This is a genomic window from Magnetospira thiophila (assembly GCF_054657015.1).
On sequence record NZ_BAAHXF010000002.1, the window covers coordinates 351,010 to 372,306 of the forward strand.

Sequence of the window (21,297 nt, forward strand, 5' to 3'; positions counted from 1 at the left end):
GCCGGACGATGAACCTGGGAGACTATGTGGAGCATGTGCGCCTGGGGGCCAGCGGCCTGAAGGTTTCGCGTCTGTGTCTGGGGACCATGATGTTCGGTGGTCCGGCGGAACCCGAGGACTGCAATTGGATCATCGGCTCGGCACGGGATGCGGGAATCAATTTCATCGACACGGCGGACGTCTATCAGGAAGGCCGCTCCGAGGAGGTGCTTTCCGGGCTGCTGAACCCGGGCCGGGACTCCTGGGTGTTGGCCAGCAAAACCGGCCTGCCGGTGGGGCCGGGGCCAAATCAGAGCGGACTCAGCCGCAAATGGATGATTCAGGGTGTCGAGGCCAGCCTGCAACGGCTCAAGACCGATTATATCGACCTGCTCTATTTGCACCGCGATGACGAGGCGACGCCGGTGGAGGAGATGGTGCTGGCGCTGGCCGATCTGATTCGCGACGGGAAAATCCGCTATTGGGGAATGAGCAATTTCCACGCCTGGCGGATCGGCGAATATGTGAGTGTGGCCAAACGGTTGGGGGTGCCCGGGCCAATCGCCTTGCAGCCCCTGTACAACATCCTGAATCGGCAGGTGGAGGTGGAAGTGCTGCCCGTCTGTCAGTATCACGGGATCGGCGTGATGGCTTACAGCCCGCTGGCGCGCGGCGTGCTGACCGGCAAGTATCCCCCCGGGAGTCCGCCTCCGGTGGACTCTCGGGCCGGACGCAAGGATCGGCGGATCATGCAAACCGAATTCCGTCCGGAGTCCCTGGTCCTGGCCCAGCAACTGAGCAGCCACGCGACGGCGCGCGGCATGAGCGCCGGGCAGTTTGCCCTGGCCTGGGTGCTCAACAATCGCCTGATCACCGGGGTGATCGCCGGGCCGCGCACCTTCGATCAATGGAGCGAATACATGGGGGCGCTGGCCCAGCTGCTGACCCAGGAAGACGAAATGCTGGTGGACAGCCTGGTGACGCCCGGCCATTGCTCGACGCCGGGCTATACGGACCCGGCCTATCCGGTGCGCGGGCGGGTGACTTAGAGACTCGCCTTGACCTGATCGTAGACCCAGCGGTAGGTCTTCTCCATGCCGACGGCCAGGGGAATGGAGGGCGCCCAGCCGAGTTTCTGCTGGATCAGGGTGTTGTCCGAATTGCGGCCGCGCACCCCCTTGGGGGCGTCCAGATTGTAGTGCCGCTGAAGTTTGATCCCGGCAAACCCCTCGACCAGATCCACCAGTCCGTTGATGCTGACCAGTTCGTCGCTGCCTACGTTAAGCGGTTCCAGCACGTCGCTGGCCATCATCATCTTGGTGCCTTCCAGGCAGTCGTCGATATACATGAAACTGCGGGTCTGTTCGCCATCGCCCCAAATCTCGATATTGTGGTCGCCGGTGAGCTTGGCCAGCGCCACCTTGCGGCTGATGGCGGCAGGAGCCTTTTCGCGACCGTCGTTCCATGAGCCGTCGGGGCCATAGACATTGTGGTAGCGCACGACCCGGGTATCGACGCCGTAATCCTCGCGAAAATGACGGCACATATGTTCGGAAAACAGCTTTTCCCAGCCGTAGCCGTCCTCGGCCATGGCCGGGTAGGCATCGCTTTCCTTGAGCGCTGTCACATTGGCGTCGGTCTGTTTGTCGGCCGCATAGACGCAGGCCGAGGAAGAATAGAGCAGGCGTTTGGCCCCCACGTCACGGGCTGCCATCAGCATGTGGGTGTTGATCAGCACCGAGAGCATACAATCGGCCTTGTGGAACTCGATGAATCCCATGCCGCCCATGTCACAGGCGAAATTGTAGATCCATACCGCGTCCCGGGCCGCTTTCAGACAGGCCGGTTTTTCGCGCAGATCCAGGATCAGGTTGTCCACGTCATCGAAGGACAGATGCCATTGATCGAGCGGCTTGATGTCGACGGCGCGCAGGCGGCGGTATCCGGCCCGTCGCAGGTCGGCAATCATATGGCCACCGATGAAGCCGCCGCCGCCGGTGACGACAATCAAATCGTCACGGTCCGCCACCTGGAAGAAGTCGAACATGGTATAGCCTTTCAAAATCAATAATGTGGTGGTCTGGAGGCCAGGGTGCCGGAGCCGATGTGGTGCAACGCGCAAGCGCTGCCGTATTGTGCGTCATCCAGCAGCCGCCAGCAATCAATCACCGCCTTGCCCGCCAACAAATCCAACGGCAGAGCCTTGTAGTCGGCCCAGGGCGTGGCGATGATGATCACCTCGGCCGCGTCCAAGGCCCGGCGCAAATCCGGCTGCAAGGTAACCGGGGCGTCCAGGACGGCGCGGGCAGAGTCCAGGGCCTGCGGATCGTGCGCAATGACCCGATAGCCTCCACTGTGCAGGTCGCTGACCAGACGCAGGCTGGCGCTTTCCTCGACCACATAGGTATTCGGTTTGTAGGATAAGCCGAGCACCGCGACGGTGCAGCCGGAGGGGGCGATCTTGCGGACGATGTCGATCAGCCGCCGGGACTGATACTGGTTGAGCAGGTCGCTGGAGCGGGGCAGGTCGGCACGCGCCCCGATACGGTCGGCCAGCACGCCGAATGCCCTGTTGTCGCGCGGGAAACAGGGGCCGCCGAAGGCCATGGAGCCTTTCAGGTAATGGGGGCCGATGCGCCGGTCGAGGCCGAGCCCCGCCGTGACCTGATCCACATCGGCACCGGGCAAACGGTCGCACACATCGGCCAGCATGTTGGCGAAGGAGATCTTCATGGTGACATAGGCGTTGACCGAAATCTTGGCCAATTCCGCATTGACCAGATTCATCCGGGCAACCGGGGGGTCGTTGTCGCAGACGCCGTGATAGAGGGTTTCCAGTTCATCGCCGGAGAGGCGGTCGGACTCGCCCAGAAGCAGGAAATCGGGGTTCAGGAGGTCGCGCACCACGGTGCCCAGGGCAATGAATTCGGGGCTGTAGCAATAGCCCAGATCCGGGCCGATGCGCCGTCCGGACGCCCGTTCCAAAACCGGGATCAGGGTCTGGCTGCTGCTGCCGGGCATCACCGTGCTGGTCAACACCACCAGATGCCGCCCCGGCTTGTTCTTGAGGGCGGCCCCTATGGAATCGAGGGCCTGAATCACATAGTCGTTGGAAAACTCCCCCTGTTCGGTGCTCGGCGTGGGGACGATGATGAAGCTGACCGAGGTGCGGGCGATGGCTTCCGCGTAATCGGTGGTGGCGGTCAGGTTCGCGTGGGCGTGGTCGATCAAGGTCTGGAGTTGCGGTTCCTCCACCGGGGCCCGTCCGGCGGCCAGATCGGCCACGTAGGTCGGGTTGAAGTCGAGACCGATCACCCGATGTCCCTTGCTCGCCATGACGGCGGCCATGGGGGAGCCCAGCTTGCCCAGGCCAATGACCGAAATATCCATGATCGCCCCTGAATATTGTTATTATTTCAAGGCTTCCAGCATGGAAAGCTTCCCTTAAAATCAGGTTAAGCGGCCCGGTTTGGGGCCGCCGGTGGCCCAGTCGATCAGTTCCACCCAATGCAGGCAGATCAGGCCGCTGTCGCGTTCCAGATGGTGCAGGCAGCCCATGTTCCCGCTGGCGACAATAGGGGCATTCGTGGCCTTCAGGGTGGCGGTTTTTGCGTTTTTGAGTTGCCGCGACAACGCAGGCTGCAACAGGCTGTAGGTGCCTGCGGCGCCGCAACAGATATGGCTCTCTTTAGGCAGACGAACCTCGAATCCGCAGGTCGTCAGAATCTGTTCGGCCAGCCCTCCCAACTTCTGCCCATGTTGCAGCGAGCAGGGTTCATGGCAAGCCAGAGGCGGCAGGTCTTTGATCGGGACGGGAACCAGCGGCAGTTTGTCGAGGACCTCCAACAGGTCCCTGGCCTTGGCGGCCCAGGGGGCGGCGCGTTCCCGCCATATAGGATCGTGGTGGAACAGATGCTCATAGTCCTTCAGGGTCGGCACGCAGCCGGTGGCGGTGAGGATCACATGGTCGATGGGGCCGTGTTGCTGCTGGCAGGCTTCGAGGGCCTCGATGTTGCGTCGCGCCTGTTCGGCGGCCTGCGCCTCCTTGCCCAGATGCAGGGCCAGGGCACCGCAGCATCCGGCGCCGTCGGGACTGACCACCTCAATCCCATGTCGGGTCAATAGGCGACGGGTCGCGGCGTCAATGGCCGGATCGAGAACCTGCTGCACGCAGCCGGACAACAGGGCAATGCGGAGGCCGCCATTGACAGCCGGGTGCGGGGACTCGGAGGGGGCCGAGGGGATCTTTGCGGGCAAGGCATAAAGTAAAGATTTCAACGGCGAGGGTAGTAATGTCTGAAAGAGCTTGGCCGCTTGACCGACCCGCAAGGCTCCCCGGAACCGCCGGGGATCGGGCAGAGTGGCGGCGAGGGCGCTGCGCAGGGAGCGCTCCCACCAGGGGCGCCGGTATCGGGCCTCGACCTGGGCGCGGGCCTGATCCATCAAATGCATGAAGTCGACGCTGGATGGGCAGGTTGTGGTGCAGCCGAGGCAGCCCAGACAGCGGTCCAGATGGCGGACCACCGGGGCCGAGGGCGGTGCGGCGTTTTCCAATAGGCCCTTGATTAAATAAATGCGCCCGCGCGGTCCATCCAACTCGTCACCGGTCAACAGGTAGGTGGGACAGGTCGCGGTACAGAAACCGCAATGGACGCAGGCCCGCAAGATGCGCTCGGCCTCGCGGATGAGGGGATCGGCTTGCTGTTGTGGGGAAAAGGTGGTGCGCATGTCAGGACATTCCCTTCATGCGACCGGGATTGAGAATGCCCCGGGGATCGAACCCCGCCCGCACCCGCTCCTGCAAGGCGGCCAGGGGGGCGGGTTGGGGGTGAAACACGGGGACCTGTTTGCGGATCTCGGCACTGGCCCGGATCAGGGTGGCGTGACCTCCGCAGGGGGAAAGGGTGGCACGCACTTCCGTGGCCTTGGCGTCTGTGCTGGGCGGTAGGGAGAGCCAGATCAGGCCGCCGCCCCAATCCATATAGGGGCATGCCCCGGGGAGCCGACGCAGGGCCGCGCAGACAGCCGCCCCCTGGCTCGGCGGGACGGACAGCCGCCAGACCTGGGAGTCCTGCCCGGTGAAAAAAGCCACGTCCCGCACATCGAGCCAGAACAGGCGGGCGGCGGCATCGCTGAGCGTCTCCATCTCGCCCTGCGTCTCCAGCATCTCGCCGAGTGCCGCGTGTCGAGCCGCCACGGAGGGGGCGGTGCCTTCGAGACGCAGCGCCGTGACCGCATGACCGGGGCCGTGCGGCAGATCGGCGGGCAGATGGGCCGCGCCGCTGGGGTCATGTCCAGACGCCAGGGCGGCGGTCAGCACGTGTCCGGCGGTGGCCTCGTCGAGCCCGTGGATCAACAGGGTGCGGGTGGTTTCCGGGCGCGGCAGAACCTTGAGGGTCAATTCCGTCAACAGGGCCAGGGTGCCGAACGACCCGGCCATCAGTTTGGCCAGATCAAAGCCGGTGACATTCTTGACCACCCGACCCCCGGCTTTGAAAATCTCCCCGCGACCGCTGACCCCGCGCAGGCCAAGCAGGTGGTCACGCAGCGCCCCGGCCATGGGACGACGGGGGCCGGACAGGTTGCAGGCAACGGTACCGCCCAGGGTGCCTTGCCCTGCGGGTTGTCCCAGCAACGGCCCCAGATCCGGCGGCTCGAAGGCCAGATGCTGACTCTCGGCCCGGACCAGTTTCTTGATGTCGCGCAAGGGCGTACCCGCCCGGGCGGTCAGCACCAGTTCGGCGGGTTCGTAGAGGGTGACCCCTTGCAGGCCCCGGGTGTCGATCCACTTTGTGGCCTCAACCGGCGCGCCCAGGTCCCGTTTGCTGCCGTCGCCGGTGATTTCAAGGGCTTGCCCAGAGGCGGCGGCCCATTGGACCGCCTCCAGGGCATGCTGTTCGTCGGTGGGACGGAAGGTGGTCATGTTAGAACCGGGGGATGTCGGGAAAGCGGACCTTTCCCTGTGAGACGTGCATGCGGCCCAGTTCGGCGCAGCGGTGCAGGGTCGGGAACACCTTGCCCGGGTTCAGCCGGGCTTCGGGATCGAAGGCGCATTTCAGCCGTTCCTGGTGCGCCAGGTCGGTCTCGTTGAACATCTCGGGCATCAGGTCGCGCTTTTCCAGGCCGACCCCGTGTTCTCCGGTCAACACGCCGCCCACTTGCACGCAGAGGCGCAGGATGTCGGCCCCGAAAGTCTCCGCCGTTTCCAATTGTCCGGGGATATTGGCGTCATAGAGCACCAACGGATGCAGGTTGCCGTCCCCGGCATGAAACACATTGGCAATGGCGAGACCATGCTTTTGGGACAGCTCGTTCATTTTGGTCAGAACGTTCGGCAACTGGTGGCGCGGGATGGTGCCGTCCATGCAGTAATAGTCCGGCGAAATGCGGCCCATGGCCGGAAAGGCGGCCTTGCGTCCGGCCCAGAAGCGTTGCCGTTCCGCATCGTCTTGGCTGACTTGGAGGGTGGTCGCGCCCCGCACGCGGGCGATCTCCGAACAGCGGTCCAACAGGTCCTCGACCTCGGCCTGAGGTCCGTCCAATTCGACGATCAACAGCGCCTCCACATCCAACGGATAGCCCGCATGGACGAAATTCTCCGCCGCAGCGATGGCCGGGCGGTCCATCATTTCCATGCCCGCCGGGATGATGCCCCGGGCGATGATGGCGGCGACACAATCCCCGGCCGCCTGCACAGTGGGAAAGCCGATCAGCAAGGCCCGGGCGCTGGCCGGTTGGCGCAGTAGGCGCACGGTCACCTCGGTAATCACCCCCAACAGCCCTTCCGAGCCGCAGACCACGCCCATCAAGTCCAGGCCCTCGGCATCCAGGTGCTTGCCGCCGAGGCGGATCACTTCGCCATCCATCAGCACCATTTCCAGACCCAGAATATTGTTGGTGGTCAGGCCGTATTTCAGGCAATGCACGCCGCCGGAATTTTCGGCCACGTTGCCGCCGATGGTGCAGGCGATCTGGCTCGATGGGTCGGGGGCGTAATAGAAGCCGCGCTCGGCCACCGCCTGACTGATGGCCAGATTGGTCACCCCCGGCTGCACCACGGCGCACCGGTTGTCGTAATCAATGTCGAGTATGCGTGAGAATTTGCCCAGCCCGAGGGTAAGGGCGTCGCCCCGGGGAATCGCCCCGCCGGACAGCGAGGTTCCGGCCCCGCGCGGCACGATATTGACTTCGTTCTCATGGCAATAACGAAGGATTGCAGAGATTTGCGCTGTGGTGTCCGGCAGGACGACGATCAACGGCAGTTGACGATAGGCGGTCAGGCCGTCGCATTCGTAGGCTCTCAGTTCCTGCTCGTCGACGATCACCCCTTCCCCCGGCACGATCCTCCGCATGGCGGAGACAATATCCCGCCGCCGGGCGATGATGTCCGGGTCCGACTGGGGAAGGCGCATGAAACAGGCTCCTGAGCGCAGATTCGTTGCGAGCCAGTCTAAACATAGAAATCTGAAAAAACAAAAAACCGCACGCCCAAGGGTGCGGTTTTTCGAAAGAGCTCCGACCGATAAGCCGGAAAACCCGAAATCAGCCCTGGCGGGCCTTGAAACGCGGGTTGGCCTTGTTGATGACGAATACCCGGCCCTTGCGGCGCACGATACGGCAGGCCTTGTCACGCAGCTTGGCGGTCTTCAATGAATTGCGAACTTTCATGTCACTCACCTCGAATTCCGGTGCGCTCCAACCCTGTCCGGAACGCGAGAGCCGGGACCATAGAGGGACAGACCCGCCGTGTCAACGCTCTGATCCCTGGTTTGAGCGCTGGTTTGAAAATTCCATTGTCACCGAATCTCATGTAATGTTATAATATTTCATATAATGAGCTTGACCCTTCCACAGCCAAGCCAGAAACAGAGGTGTATCATGGAAATGTTAATCATGGTGTTGTTGGGGTTTATCGGCCTGTGGCTGCTGGCCGCGTTGCTGTTCGAATCAATGCTGGTCGGCCTGTTGCTGGTCGGCACGGTGCGGCAGGTCGGCAAGCTCTTTGGGCCGCAGCCAACGGCGATACCATAGACCATAACGCGGTTCATTTTTTGCGCCTCGTGAGAGCGGGGCGCTGCGCTCGGTGACCGATCCGCGCTGACGATTACGCTGCTCCTCGACCTGTCACATTTCTGTCCCGTTCGGGTGATATGAAGTTTGAGAGGAGGGCGAGGACATGGAGTCTCGGGCGATCCCGATTGTTTTCGCGAGGTGCCATGATCTCCTTTGCCTTGATTCGCCACGGGCCGACCTCGTGGAATGCCGAGAGCCGCATTCAGGGGCACACGGACATTCCGCTATCCGAGGTGGGGCGGCAATGGGTGCGGTCCTGGCGCATCCCCGAGCCGCTCGCGGGGGTCGATTGGATCAGCAGTTCCCTGGTCCGGGCCCGGGAAACCGCCGCCCTGCTGACCGGTCGTGACGACGTTCCGGCCGACGATCGGTTGCGCGAAGCCAGTTGGGGGGACTGGGAAGGCAAGACCCATGATCAGGTGTCGATGCTGCTCGGTCGTCCGCTGGACCGCAGGGGGCTGGATTTCCGCCCGCCCGGCGGCGAAAGTCTGCTCGATCTGTTCGCCCGGGTGCGTCCCGTCCTCGCCGCCCTGACCCGGCCGACCGCTGTGGTCTGCCATGGCGGGGTGCTAAAGGCGGTTTATGCGGTTGCCACGGGCTGGGACATGCACGGCGATGCACCGGACAGGCTGTTGGACGGCCATGCCCACCTATACGAAATGACAGGGGACCACATCCACCTGAAGCGGGTGAATCTGCCGCTGGTCCGAACAATGCCATGAAGTGAGAATTTGGTGGAGCCGAGGGGATTCGAACCCCTGGCCTTCGCATTGCGAACGCGACGCTCTCCCAACTGAGCTACGGCCCCACGAGGTGCGGGATAATGGGTTGGGTCCGAGCGTCTGTCAAGAAAAAGGGCGACGTTTCGCCCCCCTGAAATCCAAGAAAGTGGAAACGGCCCGGTCAGGGGGTGGGGCAGGGGAAGGCTTCGGCGTAGGCGTCGGCCATGGTGTCCTTGAAGGTGCGGTCCTGTTCCCGGGAATGGTTTTCCATGTAGGTCTCATAGACCCGCTTCAGGGTGTCGGAAGTGGCGTCCTCCGGCAGGCAGATGCGGCGATGCCCGTCCGCCGACGGGGCCATGATCTGCGCGCCCCAAATCACGCCCTCATAGATGATCTTGCAATAATTCTGGTCGGCCAGGACCGCGCTGCCGCACATCTCCAGGATATCCAAGCCGGAGAGCGTCCGATCATCGGCCTGTTGCGCCCCGACCGGCGCGGCGCAAAGGATACCCAATAGCACACAGGCCACCCGGAGGCGGGTGGGTAGAGAGATCAATCCTCGACCCCCAGTTCTTCCTGGACCGTGCGGATGATTCGCCTGTCGTAGCGTATCAGATCCAGGTTTCGATCCGGGTAATCAATGTTGCTGAGGAAGTAGCGGATGGTGTTGATCCGAGCCCGTTTCTTGTCGTCGGATTTGATGATGGTCCAGGGGGCGTCGGCGGTGGAGGTGTAGAAGAACATGTCCTCCTTGGCCTGGGTATAGTCATCCCACAGGCCCTGTGATTCCCGGTCCACCGGGCTGAGCTTCCATTGCTTCAGCGGATCGTCGGTCCGGCTTTCGAAACGCGCCCGCTGCACTTCCTTGCTGACCGAGAAATAAAACTTGAACATCTTCATGCCGGAGCGGATGAGGGTGCGTTCGAATTCCGGCACCGAGCGCAGGAACTCCTTGATCTCTTCCTTGGTCGCGAAATGCATGACCCGTTCAACCATGGCCCGGTTATACCAGGAGCGGTCAAACAGGGTGATTTCGCCGCCCGCCGGGAGGTGGGTGACATAACGCTGAAAATACCATTGGGAACGTTCGCGGTCGGTCGGTTTTTCCAGGGCCACCACATGCGCGCCGCGCGGATTGAGGTGCTCGATGAAGCGCTTGATGGTGCCGCCCTTGCCGGCGGCGTCACGACCTTCGAAGATGGCCAGGATGCGGTCGCCGTTTTCCTTGACGTGGTTCTGCATTTTCAGCAGTTCGATCTGCAACGGCGTCATGACGGCCAGATAGCGGTCGATCTGCAACTTGCCCAGGTTGTCCTCGCGGTCATCGGGCTGAACCACCGGTTTCCCGGCGCGCCGTTTGATGACTTTTTTCACTTTCGCCGTTTCGGCGTCGGTCCCCTTGAGTTTGACCTTGAACGTCTTGGCGGAGGTGCTGGCTTTATCCACCGCTTCGGATTCGATTTCCACGAGTTTCCCACGTCGGCCCGTGGTTGGTTTTGCGGGTGCCTTTTTGGCGGCGGGCTTGTCCGGTTGGGGCGGGGTGAGTTCCGCTTTCAGGGCCGCTTGGGCGGCGTCTTCGATCAATTGAGGGATGTTTTCCTTGTCGTCACTCATGGCGCTCCCCATTTTCTTCTGGACCTCCGACTTCTGTAATATCGTTGCATGACTGGGCAAAATCTTCAAGTCGATCCGTGACGGTTTCACGGCTTGCAGCCAACTGAATTCTAGGCGACCATGACTCTCAATCACGGAGGGGTCATGGACGGCAATCTACTCCCAATCCAGATTCTGGATTTCCGGATATGGGCCGTTCTGGCCCTGGTCATCGGCGTGTTGGCGCTCTATGTGACCGAGCGCCTGCCCATGGAGATCACCTCCATCGGGGCCATCTGCCTGTTGATGGCGTTGTTTCATTTTTTCCCCGTTGAGGACGGTTCTGGCTCCAACAAACTTGGGGTGGATCGTTTGTTGGCGGGGTTTGCCAATCCGGCCCTGATGACGGTGCTCGGGCTGCTGGTGGTCGGTCAAGCGTTGGTGCGGACCGGGGTGCTGGAACTGGGGGCGCAGATGCTGCTGCGTCTGGCCGGTGGATCGGCCTGGCTGTCCGTCGCCCTGGCCATGGTGGCGGTAAGCCTGATCAGTGGGGTCATGAACAACGTGCCGGTGGTGGTGATCTTCATCCCCATCCTGCAATCCATCGCCGAACGCATGAAGATCAAACCGGGCAAGATCATGATGGGATTGAGTTTTACCGCCGCCTTGGGAGGCTCGATGACACTCATCGGTTCGGCCTCCAACTTGCTGGTGTCCGGCGAGTTGGTCGCCCTGGGCGAGCAACCGTTGGGGTTCTTTGAATTCGCCGTTCCGGGAGGGCTCCTTGCGCTGGTCGGACTGATTTACGTCGTGACCGTCATGCCGCGTCTGTTGGCCGATCGGGGATCGTTGGCGGATCGCATCATGGCCCATTCCCACAAGTATTTCCTGGCTCAGATTCCCGTGATCTCCGGCGGACGCCTGGATGGCGGCGAAGCGGTCGGCGCGGTGCTCAAGGACTTGCCGCAGGTCCGCTTGCGCATGGTGATTCGCGACGATCAGGTGTTCCGCCCGCCCTATCACAGCCTGCGCCTGAAAGCCGGGGATCTGGTCGTGGTGGCCGGGTCACGGAAGGCTCTGACAGAAGTGCAGGGCAAGGAGCCCGGGCTGTTGCGCCCCCCCGGCTTTCATGACCACGAGCCCCCCGAATCCATTGAGGAAGTCCTGCACGATGCGGACCGGGCATTGGCCGAGATCATGATTCCGCCCGGCTCCAGTCTGTTGCGCAGGCGGGTCGGGCGGGCCGGGTTTCAGGTGCGCAGCCGGTGCGCGGTGCTGGGAATCCGGCGTCGCGACGTGGTGTTTCGCAGCCGTCTTTCGGAAATTCCCATGGAAGTGGGTGATGTTTTGCTCATTCAAGGGCGCGCCGAGGATGTGGAACGGCTGCGTGACGATCCTGATGTGGTGCTTATGTCAGGGTCCCGCGAGCGGTTGCCCAATAAGGCCGGGGCCCGTCGAGCCTTGCTGGTGTTCCTGGCGGTGATCGTGGCGGCATCGACCGGCATTGTGCCTGTCGCGGTGGCCGCCCTGAGCGGCGCGGCGGCGGTCACCATTTTGGAGGTCCTGAGTCTGCAACAGGCTTCGCGGTCCCTGGACGCACGGATCATCACCGTCATTCCGGCCACCCTGGCCCTGGGCGTGGCCTTGCAGGAGACCGGCGCAGCGACCCTAGTTGCCCACGGATTGATTGATCTGGTGCGCGGGGCCGGGCCGGTAGCGGTTCTGTCCGGTTTTTTCATTGTCATGGCCCTGCTGTCCAATATCATCGGCTCCAACGCCTCGGCGGTGTTGTTCACCCCGATCGCCATCGGACTGGCCCGGGAAATGGGCGGCGATGTGCATCTGTATGCCATTGCCGTGGTGATGGCCGCCAATTGTGCCTTTGCCACGCCGACCGGCTATCAGACCAGTCTGCTGGTGATGGGGCCGGGGCATTATAAATACATTGATTTCCCCCGCGCCGGAGGGCCGTTGATCCTGTTGTTGTGGCTGACATTCACCGGATATGTGGCCATCGTGACCGGGTGATTCGCCGGTTTTGGACTTTTGCTTGACCTGCGGGAGCCCAATGCGCCACCTTGCCGCGTCTCATAGAATGGAGAACCCCCATGAGCAATCTGTCGCTGGCCAAGGATAAAATCAAAATTCTGTTGCTGGAGGGGATTCATCCCAACGCGGTGGAAAGTTTCCGGACCCATGGTTATGAGAACGTGGAACTGCTGCCCGGTGCCTTGGATGGCGACGAACTCAAGGCCAAGGTCGCCGACGCCCATATGATCGGCATCCGCTCGCGCACCCGACTGACCGCCGAAGTGCTGGCGGCGGCGGACAAGCTGATGGCTATTGGTTGTTTCTGCATCGGCACCAATCAGGTGGATCTGGCGGCGGCGCGGGACAAGGGGGTGCCGGTATTCAACGCGCCCTATTCCAATACCCGTTCGGTGGCCGAACTGGTAATCGCCGAGATCATCATGCTGGCCCGTGGCATCCCGCACAAGGACAAGCTTTGTCACAACGGGGGCTGGCTGAAAAGCGCCGAAGGCTCTTACGAGGTGCGCGGCAAGGTGTTGGGCATTATCGGCTATGGCCATATCGGCAGTCAGGTCTCGGTGCTTGCCGAGTCCATGGGCATGAAGGTGCGCTATTTCGATATTGTCGACAAACTGCCGCTGGGCAATGCTCAGCCCGTCCCGAGCCTGGAGGCGCTGCTGGAGATGTCCGACTATGTGACGCTTCAGGTGCCTGCGACACCGCAGACCAAGAACATGTTCCGCCGGGAACAGATCCGGGCCATGAAGCCGGGGGCCATTCTGCTCAATCTGGCGCGCGGCAACGTGGTCGATATTGATGCCCTGGTCGAGGCGCTGAACGACGGCCACCTGAGCGGCGCGGCCATCGACGTGTTTCCCAAGGAACCGGCTTCCAAGGACGAGGAATTTGTTTCTCCTTTGCGGGGTCTGCCCAATGTCATCCTCACCCCCCATGTGGGCGGTTCGACCCAGGAGGCGCAGGCCAACATCGGCAACGAGGTGGCTGACAAGCTGGTGCGCTACTCGGATAATGGTTCCACCTTGGGGGCGGTGAATATGGTCGAGGTCTCGTTGCCGGTGCAGGCCGGGGTGACCCGCTTCCTGCATATCCACCGCAACGTGCCCGGCGTGTTGGCCCATATCAACGAAGTCTTCTCGTCCCGCAATCTGAATATTGCTGGTCAGTACCTGATGACCGACGGTGCGGTCGGCTATGTGGTGGTGGACATCACCGGCGAGCTTCCGGCGGGCCTCGGCGTGCGGCGGGATCTGGAATCCATCGACGGCACCATCCGCACCCGATTCCTCAAGTAGGCGCGGCGTCCTCGTGACTATGCAGGCCATGGCTTCGATGCAGCATGCGGTCGAGGGCGCGGGGGATGATGCCGCGTAGGAAAGATTTCAGCAGGAACACGGTCAGCGGCCCCTGACAGAGCGCGCAGAAAAGCATGCGACGTCCCAGACGACGGTCGCCGCGAACGACATGCGCCCGCCCGTAGATCAGGTTCATCCGGTATTCGGCTTCTCGTAGGGCCTTGTCGATCTCCGGGCCTTGTCCGCCGAAGGCATAGCGGGATTTGGCGATGATCCGGGCATGGTTGAGGGCGATTTGCGGAATGTTGCGGCTCATGTTGCCGGGATGATAGCGGTAATTGAGCAACGGTGCCGCGAGGGCGGCGAAGGCGAAGTCCTGGGAGACCCGTATCCAGAACTCCCAATCGGCTACCGAACGGAAGCTGTCGTCGAAACCGTGAACCTTCTCCAGGACCGCGCGGCGAATCATTGCCGAGGACAGAATGATGCCGTTCTGGCGGAGCAGGGTCAGAAAGCAATTCCCCTGGTAGGCCTCCTGGATTTCAAGGGTACCGAAGGGGATGCCGTTGCCGTCGATCTTGGTCGCCGCCGTGTGGCACATGCCGGCTGCGGGAGCCTCCGCCAGACAGGCCAACTGGCGTGAGATCTTGTCTGGAAACCAGACGTCGTCCGCATCAATGAAGGCGATGAAGTCGCCGTTGCAGGCCGCCAGGGCAGTGTTGCGAGCGCTGTAGACGCCGCGGTTTTCAGTGGTGATGATCCGGGTTTGTGGATGATCAGCGACCAGTTCACGGAGGACCTCTCCTGTCCCGTCAGTAGAGCCGTCGTCCACCAATATGAGTTCGATGTTCTTATGATCTTGCGCATAGACACTGCGGATCGTCTCGGCGACCGTGTCCCGTGCGTTATAGCAGGGGAGGATGACGGATACTTGCGGCATCACGATCCACCAAAGTGCAGGGGGGGAGAGGGGGCCTCGTCGTGACACAACATGATGCCGACCATAAGGCAGACAGTGCCCCGTTGCGGAGCGACATCGAACCAAAGACTGGGCGGCATTTCGACGGAAGGAGAAATGGTGCCCCGTTGCGGAGCGACATCGAACCAAAAGCTGGGCGGCATTTCGACGGAAGGAGAAATGGTGCCCCGTTGCGGAGCGACATCGAACCAAAAGCTGGGCGGCATTTCGACGGAAGGAGAAATGGTGCCCAGGGGCGGAATCGAACCACCGACACCATGATTTTCAGTCATGTGCTCTACCAACTGAGCTACCTGGGCAGGAAGTGAGGCACAATGCCTCACGACCGGAGGGGTGTATAGAGGAATTCAGAAAGGCTGTCCAGCCCTCAGGAGGTTGGTTCTTCTTCGATTTCCGCATAATCGTTTTCTCCGGGAGCCTCTTCGGCGGCAATGCGGTAATCCTCGGACAGCCACTTCCCTAGATCCAGGTCGGCACAGCGCTTGGAGCAGAAGGGCCGGTAGCCGTGCACCGCCGGTTTGCCGCACCGGGGACAGCGGCGACCGGCCAGGGGCACATGGGCCGAAGCAGAGGGGTCGGGATCGCTCATCGGGTCACTCCTGGGTCGGTTTCAGGTCAAAGCGCTCGGCGGGCAGCCGGTCATCGGTTTGCAGGCGCAGGGCACACCCCAAACGCAGGCGGGCCAGGTCCAGGGCCGGTTTGGCCGTCGTGCTCAGGACCTGGGCCACAGGGGGGGAGAGGCTCAGGGTCAGTCCGCCACGCGGCGGGTGGCGGGCCTCGCGCAGCAGGTGACGGATGATCTCGTAGGCCATGGACTCCCCGTTGCGGTGGGGGAGGCCGGGGGTGAGCATCAGTTCTTCCAGGGCAGGCTGGCGGCGCTCGCGGATCAGTTCCAGCCATCCGGCGGGGCCACGGCCCATCACATGCACCGGCACCGGATCGTCGGCCAGACCCTGGCTCAGGCGGGCGTCCACCTCCTGGCGTTGTCCGGCCCGGGACTCGCCCGCGAAATCCACCGCGATGGCACCGCCCAGATTGCGCAGCCGCATCTGCCGGGGAATCTCGTCCGCCGCTTCCAGATTGGCCTGATGGACCGCTCCGCCCGGTCCACGGCTCGTGGTGCTGCCGCTGTCCACGTCGATGGCGGTCAATGCGGCGGTGCGCTCGATGATCAGGCGACCCCCGGAGGGCAAGGAAACCACCGGGTCGAGCAGGGCCTCGATGCGGGGTTCCAGATCGAAGTGGTCGAACAGCGGTTCGGACTCCCCATGGGGCACGATGCGCAGGGCCAGGTCGGGGGCCCGCTCGATGCAGATGCGGCGCAATTGTCCGAGGACTTCGGCGTCATCGGCAATGATTTCATCCAGATGCGCGGCGTCGATCAGGGCACTCTCCACCACATCCGGGGCCGCCTTCAGAAGCGCCGGGGCTTTGACGGCCTCCAGCGCTTTCTGGAGATCTGACCAATCCGTCAATAACGCATGCAGTTCCCGTTCCAGCCCTTCGAGCGGCACATGGGCGGCACAGCGCCGCAGGATCATGCCCGTCCCTTTTGATCTGGCCCAGGTGGTTAGGGCGGTGCGCCGCGCCTTGTCGGCCATGTGGCGGGAAACCCGAACATCGGGGCTCGTCGGCAGCAGAATGATGAACCGTCCGGCCTGTCGAAGTTCCCGGCTCAGGCGCGGCCCCTTGTTGGCTTCTGCGTCACGGGTGATGACGACCGGAACCGCCTGTCCCTCGGTCAGTCTGTCGCCCTTGCGCAATGGCAGAAAGCCGTCGGGACCGCGCCCCAGAGCGACAAAGGCCCCGCTGTTGTTGGCTGCCAGGGCTGTGACCCGTCCCAGTATATGGGCGCCTACCTGGCTCGCTGTGCCGGACCTTTCATAGCGAAAGTCGATCAGCCGCTCCTCTTCCAGCAGCGCCACACGGGTTTCGCCGGGCAGGCGGCTGACCAGCAGGCGGCGCATTCAGGGCCGATACCCGTGGCCGCGCAACAGCCCCAGCGTTTCCAGCAGGGACAATCCGACCACATTGGTATAGGAGCCGACGATTTGCCGCACGAAGGCCCCGGCGCGGCCCTGAATGGCATAGGCCCCGGCCTTGCCCCGCCATTCGTCGCTGTCCAGGTAGGTGGCAATCTCGTCAGGATGCAGGACCTTGAAGGCGACGGATGTTGTAATCCGTTTGTGGAACGCCCGACCCCCGGGCGTCACCAGACACAGGCCGCCGATAACCTTGTGGCGGCGCCCGGACAGCAGGTGCAGCATCCGTCGGGCCTCGGTGGCGTCTTCCGGTTTACCCAGACAGCGGCGACCACAGGCAACCACCGTATCGGCCCCGAGGACCAGGGCATCGGGATGCCCTACGGCCACGGCACGGGCCTTCGCCTCGGCCAGCCGCGAGGCCAGGGCGGGGGGCAGTTCGTCCTGTAACGGGCATTCGTCCACCTCCGCCGGATGAATGCCATCCGGCGTGATGCCGACCTGCGCCAACAAGTCGCGGCGACGGGGGGAGGCGGAAGCAAGAATGAAAGGGGGAGATCCGGGCTGCGACATGGGGCCTGTGGCGGATCCAGTCCCGCTTACTTGAAGCGGAAGGTGATCCGGCCCTTGGTCAGATCATAGGGGGTCATTTCCACATTGACCCGATCGCCAGCCAACACACGAATACGGTTTTTGCGCATTTTGCCGGACGTATGGGCCAAAATTTCGTGGTCATTGTCCAGCTTGACGCGGAACATGGCGTTGGGCAGCAGTTCGGTCACGGTGCCGCTGAATTCAATTAGGTCTTCTTTGGCCATCGGGTCCTCGGAGTCGGTGAACTAGCGCCGTAAGGTGCGCACGAGCGCCTTCCCGGTCAAGTCTTTTCCTGGAATCCGCAACCAAATAACAGGCCTACTTTTGCGTCGTTCCGGTCACGGTCCCCGATTTGCACAGGCTTTTGACCGCCTGTTCAAGGAGATCGACGACCTGTTCATAGGAAGCAAAGTGGTCCGTATTGATCACCAGATCGAAATCCAGCGGGTCGTCGGACTTGTGCGAGAATTGTTCCTTGATGAAGGAACTGCGTTTTTTATTGCTTTCCTTGACCATTGCCAGGGCGTCGGCATAGTCCTTTTGCTCCTGCACGGCGATGCGTTTGGCGCAGACCTCGGGACTGCCGATAATGCGCACCCGCAATACGTCGCGACCGGCCAGGATGATATGTCCGCCCCGTCCGACGATGACGCCGCCCATTTTGTACAGGGCGCGGGTGGCGGTCACCAGATGACGCTGATAGTCGTCCCGCGAGACTTTCTTGCCGAAAACCACAGAATAGAGCCAGGCATCGCTGGCGCTGGCCACCGATTCGTGGAGCTTGTTCATCAGGCTGGGATTGACCTGGGTCTGTTTGGCAATGGCGTCGAGGACCTCTCGCCCGAAGTGCTGGACCCCCAGACGCTTGGCCAGCAGGTTGGCGATTTCGTTGCCGCCGGAACCCATGGTGCGCGAAATGGTGATGACCGGCTTGCCGCCCTGGTCCGCATCCGGCTCCAGATCCTGAGCTCGCACCATCGCCTGGATGACGCCCTGGATATTGAAGGTCATTCGCCTCTCCCTTCCATTCTGGTGTGCCGCCGCAGAAGGCGACGCTGTTACTCTATCCTGGATTCTACCATCGCCGGACGGCTTTCGGTAGTGACAATCGGGAAAGTCTGGTTTGTTTTCATGCGCGTGGCAGGGAATCAGCGGGGGAAGCGGGCGCGTATTCGGCGCATCAACTGGTCGCGGACCTGCCGATAGACTTCGAGCCTTGCTTCCCGGTTTCCTTCGATGATCGAGGGATCGAGGGTGTTCCAGAATTCCACCTCGCAGGCCATGTAGCGGGTCAGCTCCACGGCCTTGTGTTGGGCTTCCGGCGACAGGGAGATGATCAAATCGAAGGAACTGTCTTCCAGATCCTCGAAGGTCTTGCTGCGATGGCGTGAAATATCGAGGCCGATTTCATCCATGGCGGAAATGGCGAAGCCGTCCGCCTCGCCGGCCCGCACACCCACGGAATCCACGAAGATGGAATTGGGATACAGATACTTGAGGATCGCCTCGGCCATTGGCGAACGTATGGAATTCATGGTGCAGCAAAACAGCACGGCCGAGGGCAGGGACTCCATCTGGGCCTATCCCCGAATATGCAATACACAGATGAGAGTGAACAGCCGCCGCGCCGTATTGAGGTCGATCCGGACCTTGTCGGCGAGGCGTTCAATGAGCATTTCCGAACCGTCGTTGTGCAGGCCCCGACGTCCCATGTCGATGGCTTCGATCTGCTGCGTCCCGGCGCTCTTGATGGCCGAGTAATAGGACTCGCAGACCATGAAATATTCCTTGATCAGGGCGCGGAAGATCGAGGTGGGGAGGGTGAATTGACATAGCGGGTCGTCGGCCTGGGAGCGCACGTCGAAGACCATCCGGTTGTCCTGAATGGCCAGATGCAGGTTGAACGGACCTTCCTCGCCGAGGACATCGAACAGGTTGTCCTCCAGCAGGTCGTAGATGGCCACCGCCCGTTCATGCTCGACCTGAGGGCTGCGCCGCACCACCGTCTTTTCATCGAGATAGACCTGGACGATTTTGGCGGTGCTGTCCCCTTCCATGTCATCCTCCTCGCGGCAGGTTGAGGCGCAGGGCGACCGAATCGCCGTGCGCGTCCAATCCCTCGGCCCGAGCCAGGGTCACCGCCGCCGGACCGATCCGTCCCAGTGACTCGGCGTCGCACTGAATAAAAGTGGTACGCTTCATAAAATCTAGCACCCCGAGCCCGGAGGAGAAGCGGGCCGAGCGGGATGTGGGCAGGACGTGGTTCGGTCCGGCCACATAGTCGCCGACCGCTTCCGGTGTATGGCGCCCGAGGAACATGGCCCCGGCATTGTGGATATGGGCCGCGAAAGCATTGGGATATTCCAGCGCCAATTCCAGGTGTTCAGGTGCAATGCGGTCGACCAGGGAATAGGCGTCCTTTAAATCGGAAACGGTGATGATTGCTCCGTGATTTTCCCAGCTCTGACCGGCAATATCGGCCTTGGGCAAAGTTTGGAGATGGCCTCGGATCGCCACTTCGACCGCATCGGCGAAGGCCGCGTCGTCGGTGATCAGGATCGACTGGGCGCTCGGATCGTGCTCGGCCTGGGATAACAGGTCCATGGCGATCCAGGCCGGATCGTTCTGACCGTCAGCGACCACCAGGATTTCCGACGGCCCGGCGATCATATCAATGCCAACGGTGCCGAACACCTGACGCTTGGCCGCCGCCACATAGGCATTGCCGGGTCCCACGATCTTATCCACCGGCGCGATACTCGGGGTACCATAGGCCAAGGCACCAATCGCCTGCGCGCCGCCAATCCGATAAATCTCGTCAATACCGCAAATCTTGGCCGCGGCCAGGACCAGCGGATTGAGCACGCCGCCCGGTGTCGGCACCACCATGGCCACCCGGGCCACCCCCGCGACTTTGGCGGGCAGGGCATTCATCAGCACCGAGGAGGGGTAGGCCGCCAATCCACCGGGAACATAGAGACCCACGGCGGCGATGGGGGTCCAGCGCAGGCCCAGGTGTACCCCGGCTTCGTCGTAGTATTCCAGGTTCTCGGGGAATTGCTTGGCGTGAAAAGATTCAATGCGATTGGCCGCTTCAGTCAGCGCGTCAAGGGTTTCGGTTGTGCATTGTGCGGTGGCGGCCTCAATCTCGTTGCTGGAAATGCGCAGGCGCTCAGGACTCAGTGATTGATGATCGAAGCGGGCTGTGTAGTCGAGAACTGCCGCATCGCCACGCGCCCGCACATCGGCCAAAATCGCCGCCACGGTTTCATTGACATCGGCATCGGATTCCCGTTGTGCGGCAAGAATTTCGGTGAACGCGGTTTCAAAATCGGCGGATTTGCTGTCAAGACGAACGGGCATTAAGGGCCTCCCGGAAACGGTCGATCCAGTGGGTCATTTCCTCCGGGCGGGTTTTCAGGGCGGCCCGATTGACCGCCAGCCGGGAGGTGATCTCGGCAATCTGTTCTACTTCCACTAACCCATTGGCGCGCAGGGTGTCGCCGGTGGAGACCAGATCGACAATGCGCCGACATAGCCCCAGCTTGGGAGCCAGTTCCATGGCGCCGTTGAGCTTGATGCATTCCGCCTGCACGCCGCGGGCGGCGAAATGACGGGCGGTGATATGCGGATATTTGGTCGCCACCCGCACATGGCTCCAGCGGGACGGATCGTCCTCGGCGCTCAGTTCCACCGGCTCGGCCACCGCCATGCGGCAATATCCAATGCCCAGGTCGAGCGGGGCATAAATCTCGGGGTAATCGAATTCCATCAGCACGTCGTTGCCGCAGACTCCCAGATGCGCCGCCCCGAAGGCGACGAAGGTGGCGACGTCGAAACTGCGCACCCGCACAATGTCGATGTCGGGGATATTTGTTGCAAAGCGCAAGGCGCGCGACTTGGGGTCGTCGAAGGCAGCTTCCGGCTCGATCCCGGCACCGCGCACCAGGGGCATGACTTCCTTGAGAATGCGCCCCTTGGGCAGGGCAAGGACAAGTTTATCGCGATCGGGCACCGGCGGACGTCTCCTG

Annotated in this window: 23 protein-coding genes and 2 tRNA genes; 5 read left to right on the forward strand and 20 right to left on the reverse strand. The window is 62.3% G+C overall.

What is annotated here, in order from left to right:
• Nucleotides 1-8: 8 nt before the first annotated feature.
• Complete coding sequence (locus ACYQ1P_RS11245; protein WP_460020452.1) at nucleotides 9-1,028, forward strand: aldo/keto reductase; 1,020 nt, start codon at nucleotides 9-11, stop codon at nucleotides 1,026-1,028.
• On the opposite strand, the gene ACYQ1P_RS11250 is transcribed toward ACYQ1P_RS11245, so the two are convergent.
• The 6 genes from ACYQ1P_RS11250 to ykgO form a co-directional block, all read right to left on the reverse strand.
• On the reverse strand, nucleotides 1,025-2,026 hold the full coding sequence (locus tag ACYQ1P_RS11250; protein WP_460020453.1) for an NAD-dependent epimerase/dehydratase family protein: 1,002 nt from the start codon (nucleotides 2,024-2,026) through the stop codon (nucleotides 1,025-1,027). The genes ACYQ1P_RS11245 and ACYQ1P_RS11250 overlap by 4 nt on opposite strands.
• Nucleotides 2,027-2,043: 17 nt before the next feature.
• A complete protein-coding gene (locus tag ACYQ1P_RS11255) occupies nucleotides 2,044-3,369 on the reverse strand; it encodes a UDP-glucose dehydrogenase family protein (RefSeq protein ID WP_460020454.1) in 1,326 nt (441 codons plus the stop codon).
• 60 nt (nucleotides 3,370-3,429) lie between these two features.
• Nucleotides 3,430-4,707, reverse strand: coding sequence for a glycolate oxidase subunit GlcF (gene glcF, locus ACYQ1P_RS11260; protein WP_460020455.1), 1,278 nt, complete (start codon nucleotides 4,705-4,707; stop codon nucleotides 3,430-3,432).
• A gap of 1 nt (nucleotide 4,708) precedes the next feature.
• Complete coding sequence (gene glcE, locus ACYQ1P_RS11265) at nucleotides 4,709-5,902, reverse strand: glycolate oxidase subunit GlcE (RefSeq protein WP_460020456.1); 1,194 nt, start codon at nucleotides 5,900-5,902, stop codon at nucleotides 4,709-4,711.
• 1 nt (nucleotide 5,903) lies between these two features.
• Nucleotides 5,904-7,391 (reverse strand): FAD-linked oxidase C-terminal domain-containing protein, encoded by a 1,488-nt coding sequence (locus ACYQ1P_RS11270; RefSeq protein WP_460020457.1) that lies wholly within the window; start codon nucleotides 7,389-7,391, stop codon nucleotides 5,904-5,906.
• A 130-nt stretch (nucleotides 7,392-7,521) separates the two neighbouring features.
• Entirely contained in the window at nucleotides 7,522-7,647 is a 126-nt protein-coding gene (gene ykgO, locus ACYQ1P_RS11275; protein ID WP_460020458.1) for a type B 50S ribosomal protein L36, read from the reverse strand.
• A 210-nt stretch (nucleotides 7,648-7,857) separates the two neighbouring features.
• Here ykgO and ACYQ1P_RS11280 point away from each other — a divergent pair, with 210 nt between their 5' ends.
• Together ACYQ1P_RS11280 and ACYQ1P_RS11285 are read left to right on the forward strand one after the other, a co-directional pair.
• Nucleotides 7,858-8,010 (forward strand): hypothetical protein, encoded by a 153-nt coding sequence (locus ACYQ1P_RS11280; protein ID WP_460020459.1) that lies wholly within the window; start codon nucleotides 7,858-7,860, stop codon nucleotides 8,008-8,010.
• 185 nt (nucleotides 8,011-8,195) lie between these two features.
• On the forward strand, nucleotides 8,196-8,774 hold the full coding sequence (locus tag ACYQ1P_RS11285; protein WP_460020460.1) for a histidine phosphatase family protein: 579 nt from the start codon (nucleotides 8,196-8,198) through the stop codon (nucleotides 8,772-8,774).
• 10 nt (nucleotides 8,775-8,784) lie between these two features.
• On the opposite strand, the gene ACYQ1P_RS11290 is transcribed toward ACYQ1P_RS11285, so the two are convergent.
• From ACYQ1P_RS11290 to ppk2, 3 genes are all read right to left on the reverse strand, one after another.
• Nucleotides 8,785-8,860, reverse strand: a tRNA-Ala gene (locus tag ACYQ1P_RS11290).
• A gap of 95 nt (nucleotides 8,861-8,955) precedes the next feature.
• The gene (locus ACYQ1P_RS11295; RefSeq protein WP_460020461.1) at nucleotides 8,956-9,330 is read right to left on the reverse strand and encodes a Rap1a/Tai family immunity protein; all 375 of its coding nucleotides are present in this window, start codon (nucleotides 9,328-9,330) and stop codon (nucleotides 8,956-8,958) included.
• Nucleotides 9,327-10,388 carry a polyphosphate kinase 2 gene (gene ppk2 / locus ACYQ1P_RS11300; RefSeq protein ID WP_460020462.1) on the reverse strand — a complete coding sequence of 354 codons (1,062 nt, stop codon included), beginning with the start codon at nucleotides 10,386-10,388 and terminating at the stop codon, nucleotides 9,327-9,329. Before ppk2 ends, ACYQ1P_RS11295 begins: the two co-directional genes overlap by 4 nt.
• A 144-nt stretch (nucleotides 10,389-10,532) precedes the next feature.
• Between ppk2 and ACYQ1P_RS11305 the strand changes: the two genes are divergently transcribed.
• Both ACYQ1P_RS11305 and serA read left to right on the forward strand, forming a co-directional pair.
• Nucleotides 10,533-12,395 (forward strand): SLC13 family permease, encoded by a 1,863-nt coding sequence (locus ACYQ1P_RS11305; RefSeq protein ID WP_460020463.1) that lies wholly within the window; start codon nucleotides 10,533-10,535, stop codon nucleotides 12,393-12,395.
• Nucleotides 12,396-12,475: 80 nt separating this feature from the next.
• On the forward strand, nucleotides 12,476-13,711 hold the full coding sequence (gene serA, locus ACYQ1P_RS11310; RefSeq protein ID WP_460020464.1) for a phosphoglycerate dehydrogenase: 1,236 nt from the start codon (nucleotides 12,476-12,478) through the stop codon (nucleotides 13,709-13,711).
• Here serA and ACYQ1P_RS11315 read toward each other — a convergent pair.
• The 11 genes from ACYQ1P_RS11315 to hisG all read right to left on the reverse strand — a co-directional run bounded on the left by ACYQ1P_RS11315 (nucleotide 13,704) and on the right by hisG (nucleotide 21,281).
• Nucleotides 13,704-14,651 carry a glycosyltransferase family 2 protein gene (locus ACYQ1P_RS11315; protein ID WP_460020465.1) on the reverse strand — a complete coding sequence of 316 codons (948 nt, stop codon included), beginning with the start codon at nucleotides 14,649-14,651 and terminating at the stop codon, nucleotides 13,704-13,706. The two genes, serA and ACYQ1P_RS11315, sit on opposite strands and share 8 nt — an antisense overlap.
• 262 nt (nucleotides 14,652-14,913) lie before the next feature.
• Nucleotides 14,914-14,989, reverse strand: a tRNA-Phe gene (locus tag ACYQ1P_RS11320).
• A 68-nt stretch (nucleotides 14,990-15,057) separates the two neighbouring features.
• Nucleotides 15,058-15,279 (reverse strand): DNA gyrase inhibitor YacG, encoded by a 222-nt coding sequence (locus ACYQ1P_RS11325; RefSeq protein ID WP_460020466.1) that lies wholly within the window; start codon nucleotides 15,277-15,279, stop codon nucleotides 15,058-15,060.
• 4 nt (nucleotides 15,280-15,283) lie between these two features.
• Nucleotides 15,284-16,657, reverse strand: coding sequence for a ribonuclease E/G (locus ACYQ1P_RS11330; RefSeq protein ID WP_460020467.1), 1,374 nt, complete (start codon nucleotides 16,655-16,657; stop codon nucleotides 15,284-15,286).
• A complete protein-coding gene (locus tag ACYQ1P_RS11335) occupies nucleotides 16,658-17,245 on the reverse strand; it encodes a Maf family protein (RefSeq protein ID WP_460020468.1) in 588 nt (195 codons plus the stop codon). It abuts the gene before it with no gap.
• A 26-nt stretch (nucleotides 17,246-17,271) separates the two neighbouring features.
• A complete protein-coding gene (gene infA, locus ACYQ1P_RS11340) occupies nucleotides 17,272-17,490 on the reverse strand; it encodes a translation initiation factor IF-1 (RefSeq protein ID WP_046023280.1) in 219 nt (72 codons plus the stop codon).
• A gap of 94 nt (nucleotides 17,491-17,584) precedes the next feature.
• Nucleotides 17,585-18,277 (reverse strand): cytidylate kinase-like family protein, encoded by a 693-nt coding sequence (locus ACYQ1P_RS11345; protein WP_460020469.1) that lies wholly within the window; start codon nucleotides 18,275-18,277, stop codon nucleotides 17,585-17,587.
• 137 nt (nucleotides 18,278-18,414) lie between these two features.
• On the reverse strand, nucleotides 18,415-18,840 hold the full coding sequence (locus ACYQ1P_RS11350) for an arsenate-mycothiol transferase ArsC (RefSeq protein ID WP_460020470.1): 426 nt from the start codon (nucleotides 18,838-18,840) through the stop codon (nucleotides 18,415-18,417).
• A gap of 6 nt (nucleotides 18,841-18,846) precedes the next feature.
• Entirely contained in the window at nucleotides 18,847-19,323 is a 477-nt protein-coding gene (locus ACYQ1P_RS11355) for a UPF0262 family protein (RefSeq protein ID WP_460020471.1), read from the reverse strand.
• 1 nt (nucleotide 19,324) lies between these two features.
• Nucleotides 19,325-20,629 carry a histidinol dehydrogenase gene (hisD, locus tag ACYQ1P_RS11360; protein WP_460020472.1) on the reverse strand — a complete coding sequence of 435 codons (1,305 nt, stop codon included), beginning with the start codon at nucleotides 20,627-20,629 and terminating at the stop codon, nucleotides 19,325-19,327.
• A complete protein-coding gene (hisG, locus tag ACYQ1P_RS11365) occupies nucleotides 20,613-21,281 on the reverse strand; it encodes an ATP phosphoribosyltransferase (protein WP_460020473.1) in 669 nt (222 codons plus the stop codon). Before hisG ends, hisD begins: the two co-directional genes overlap by 17 nt.
• Nucleotides 21,282-21,297: the final 16 nt, after the last annotated feature.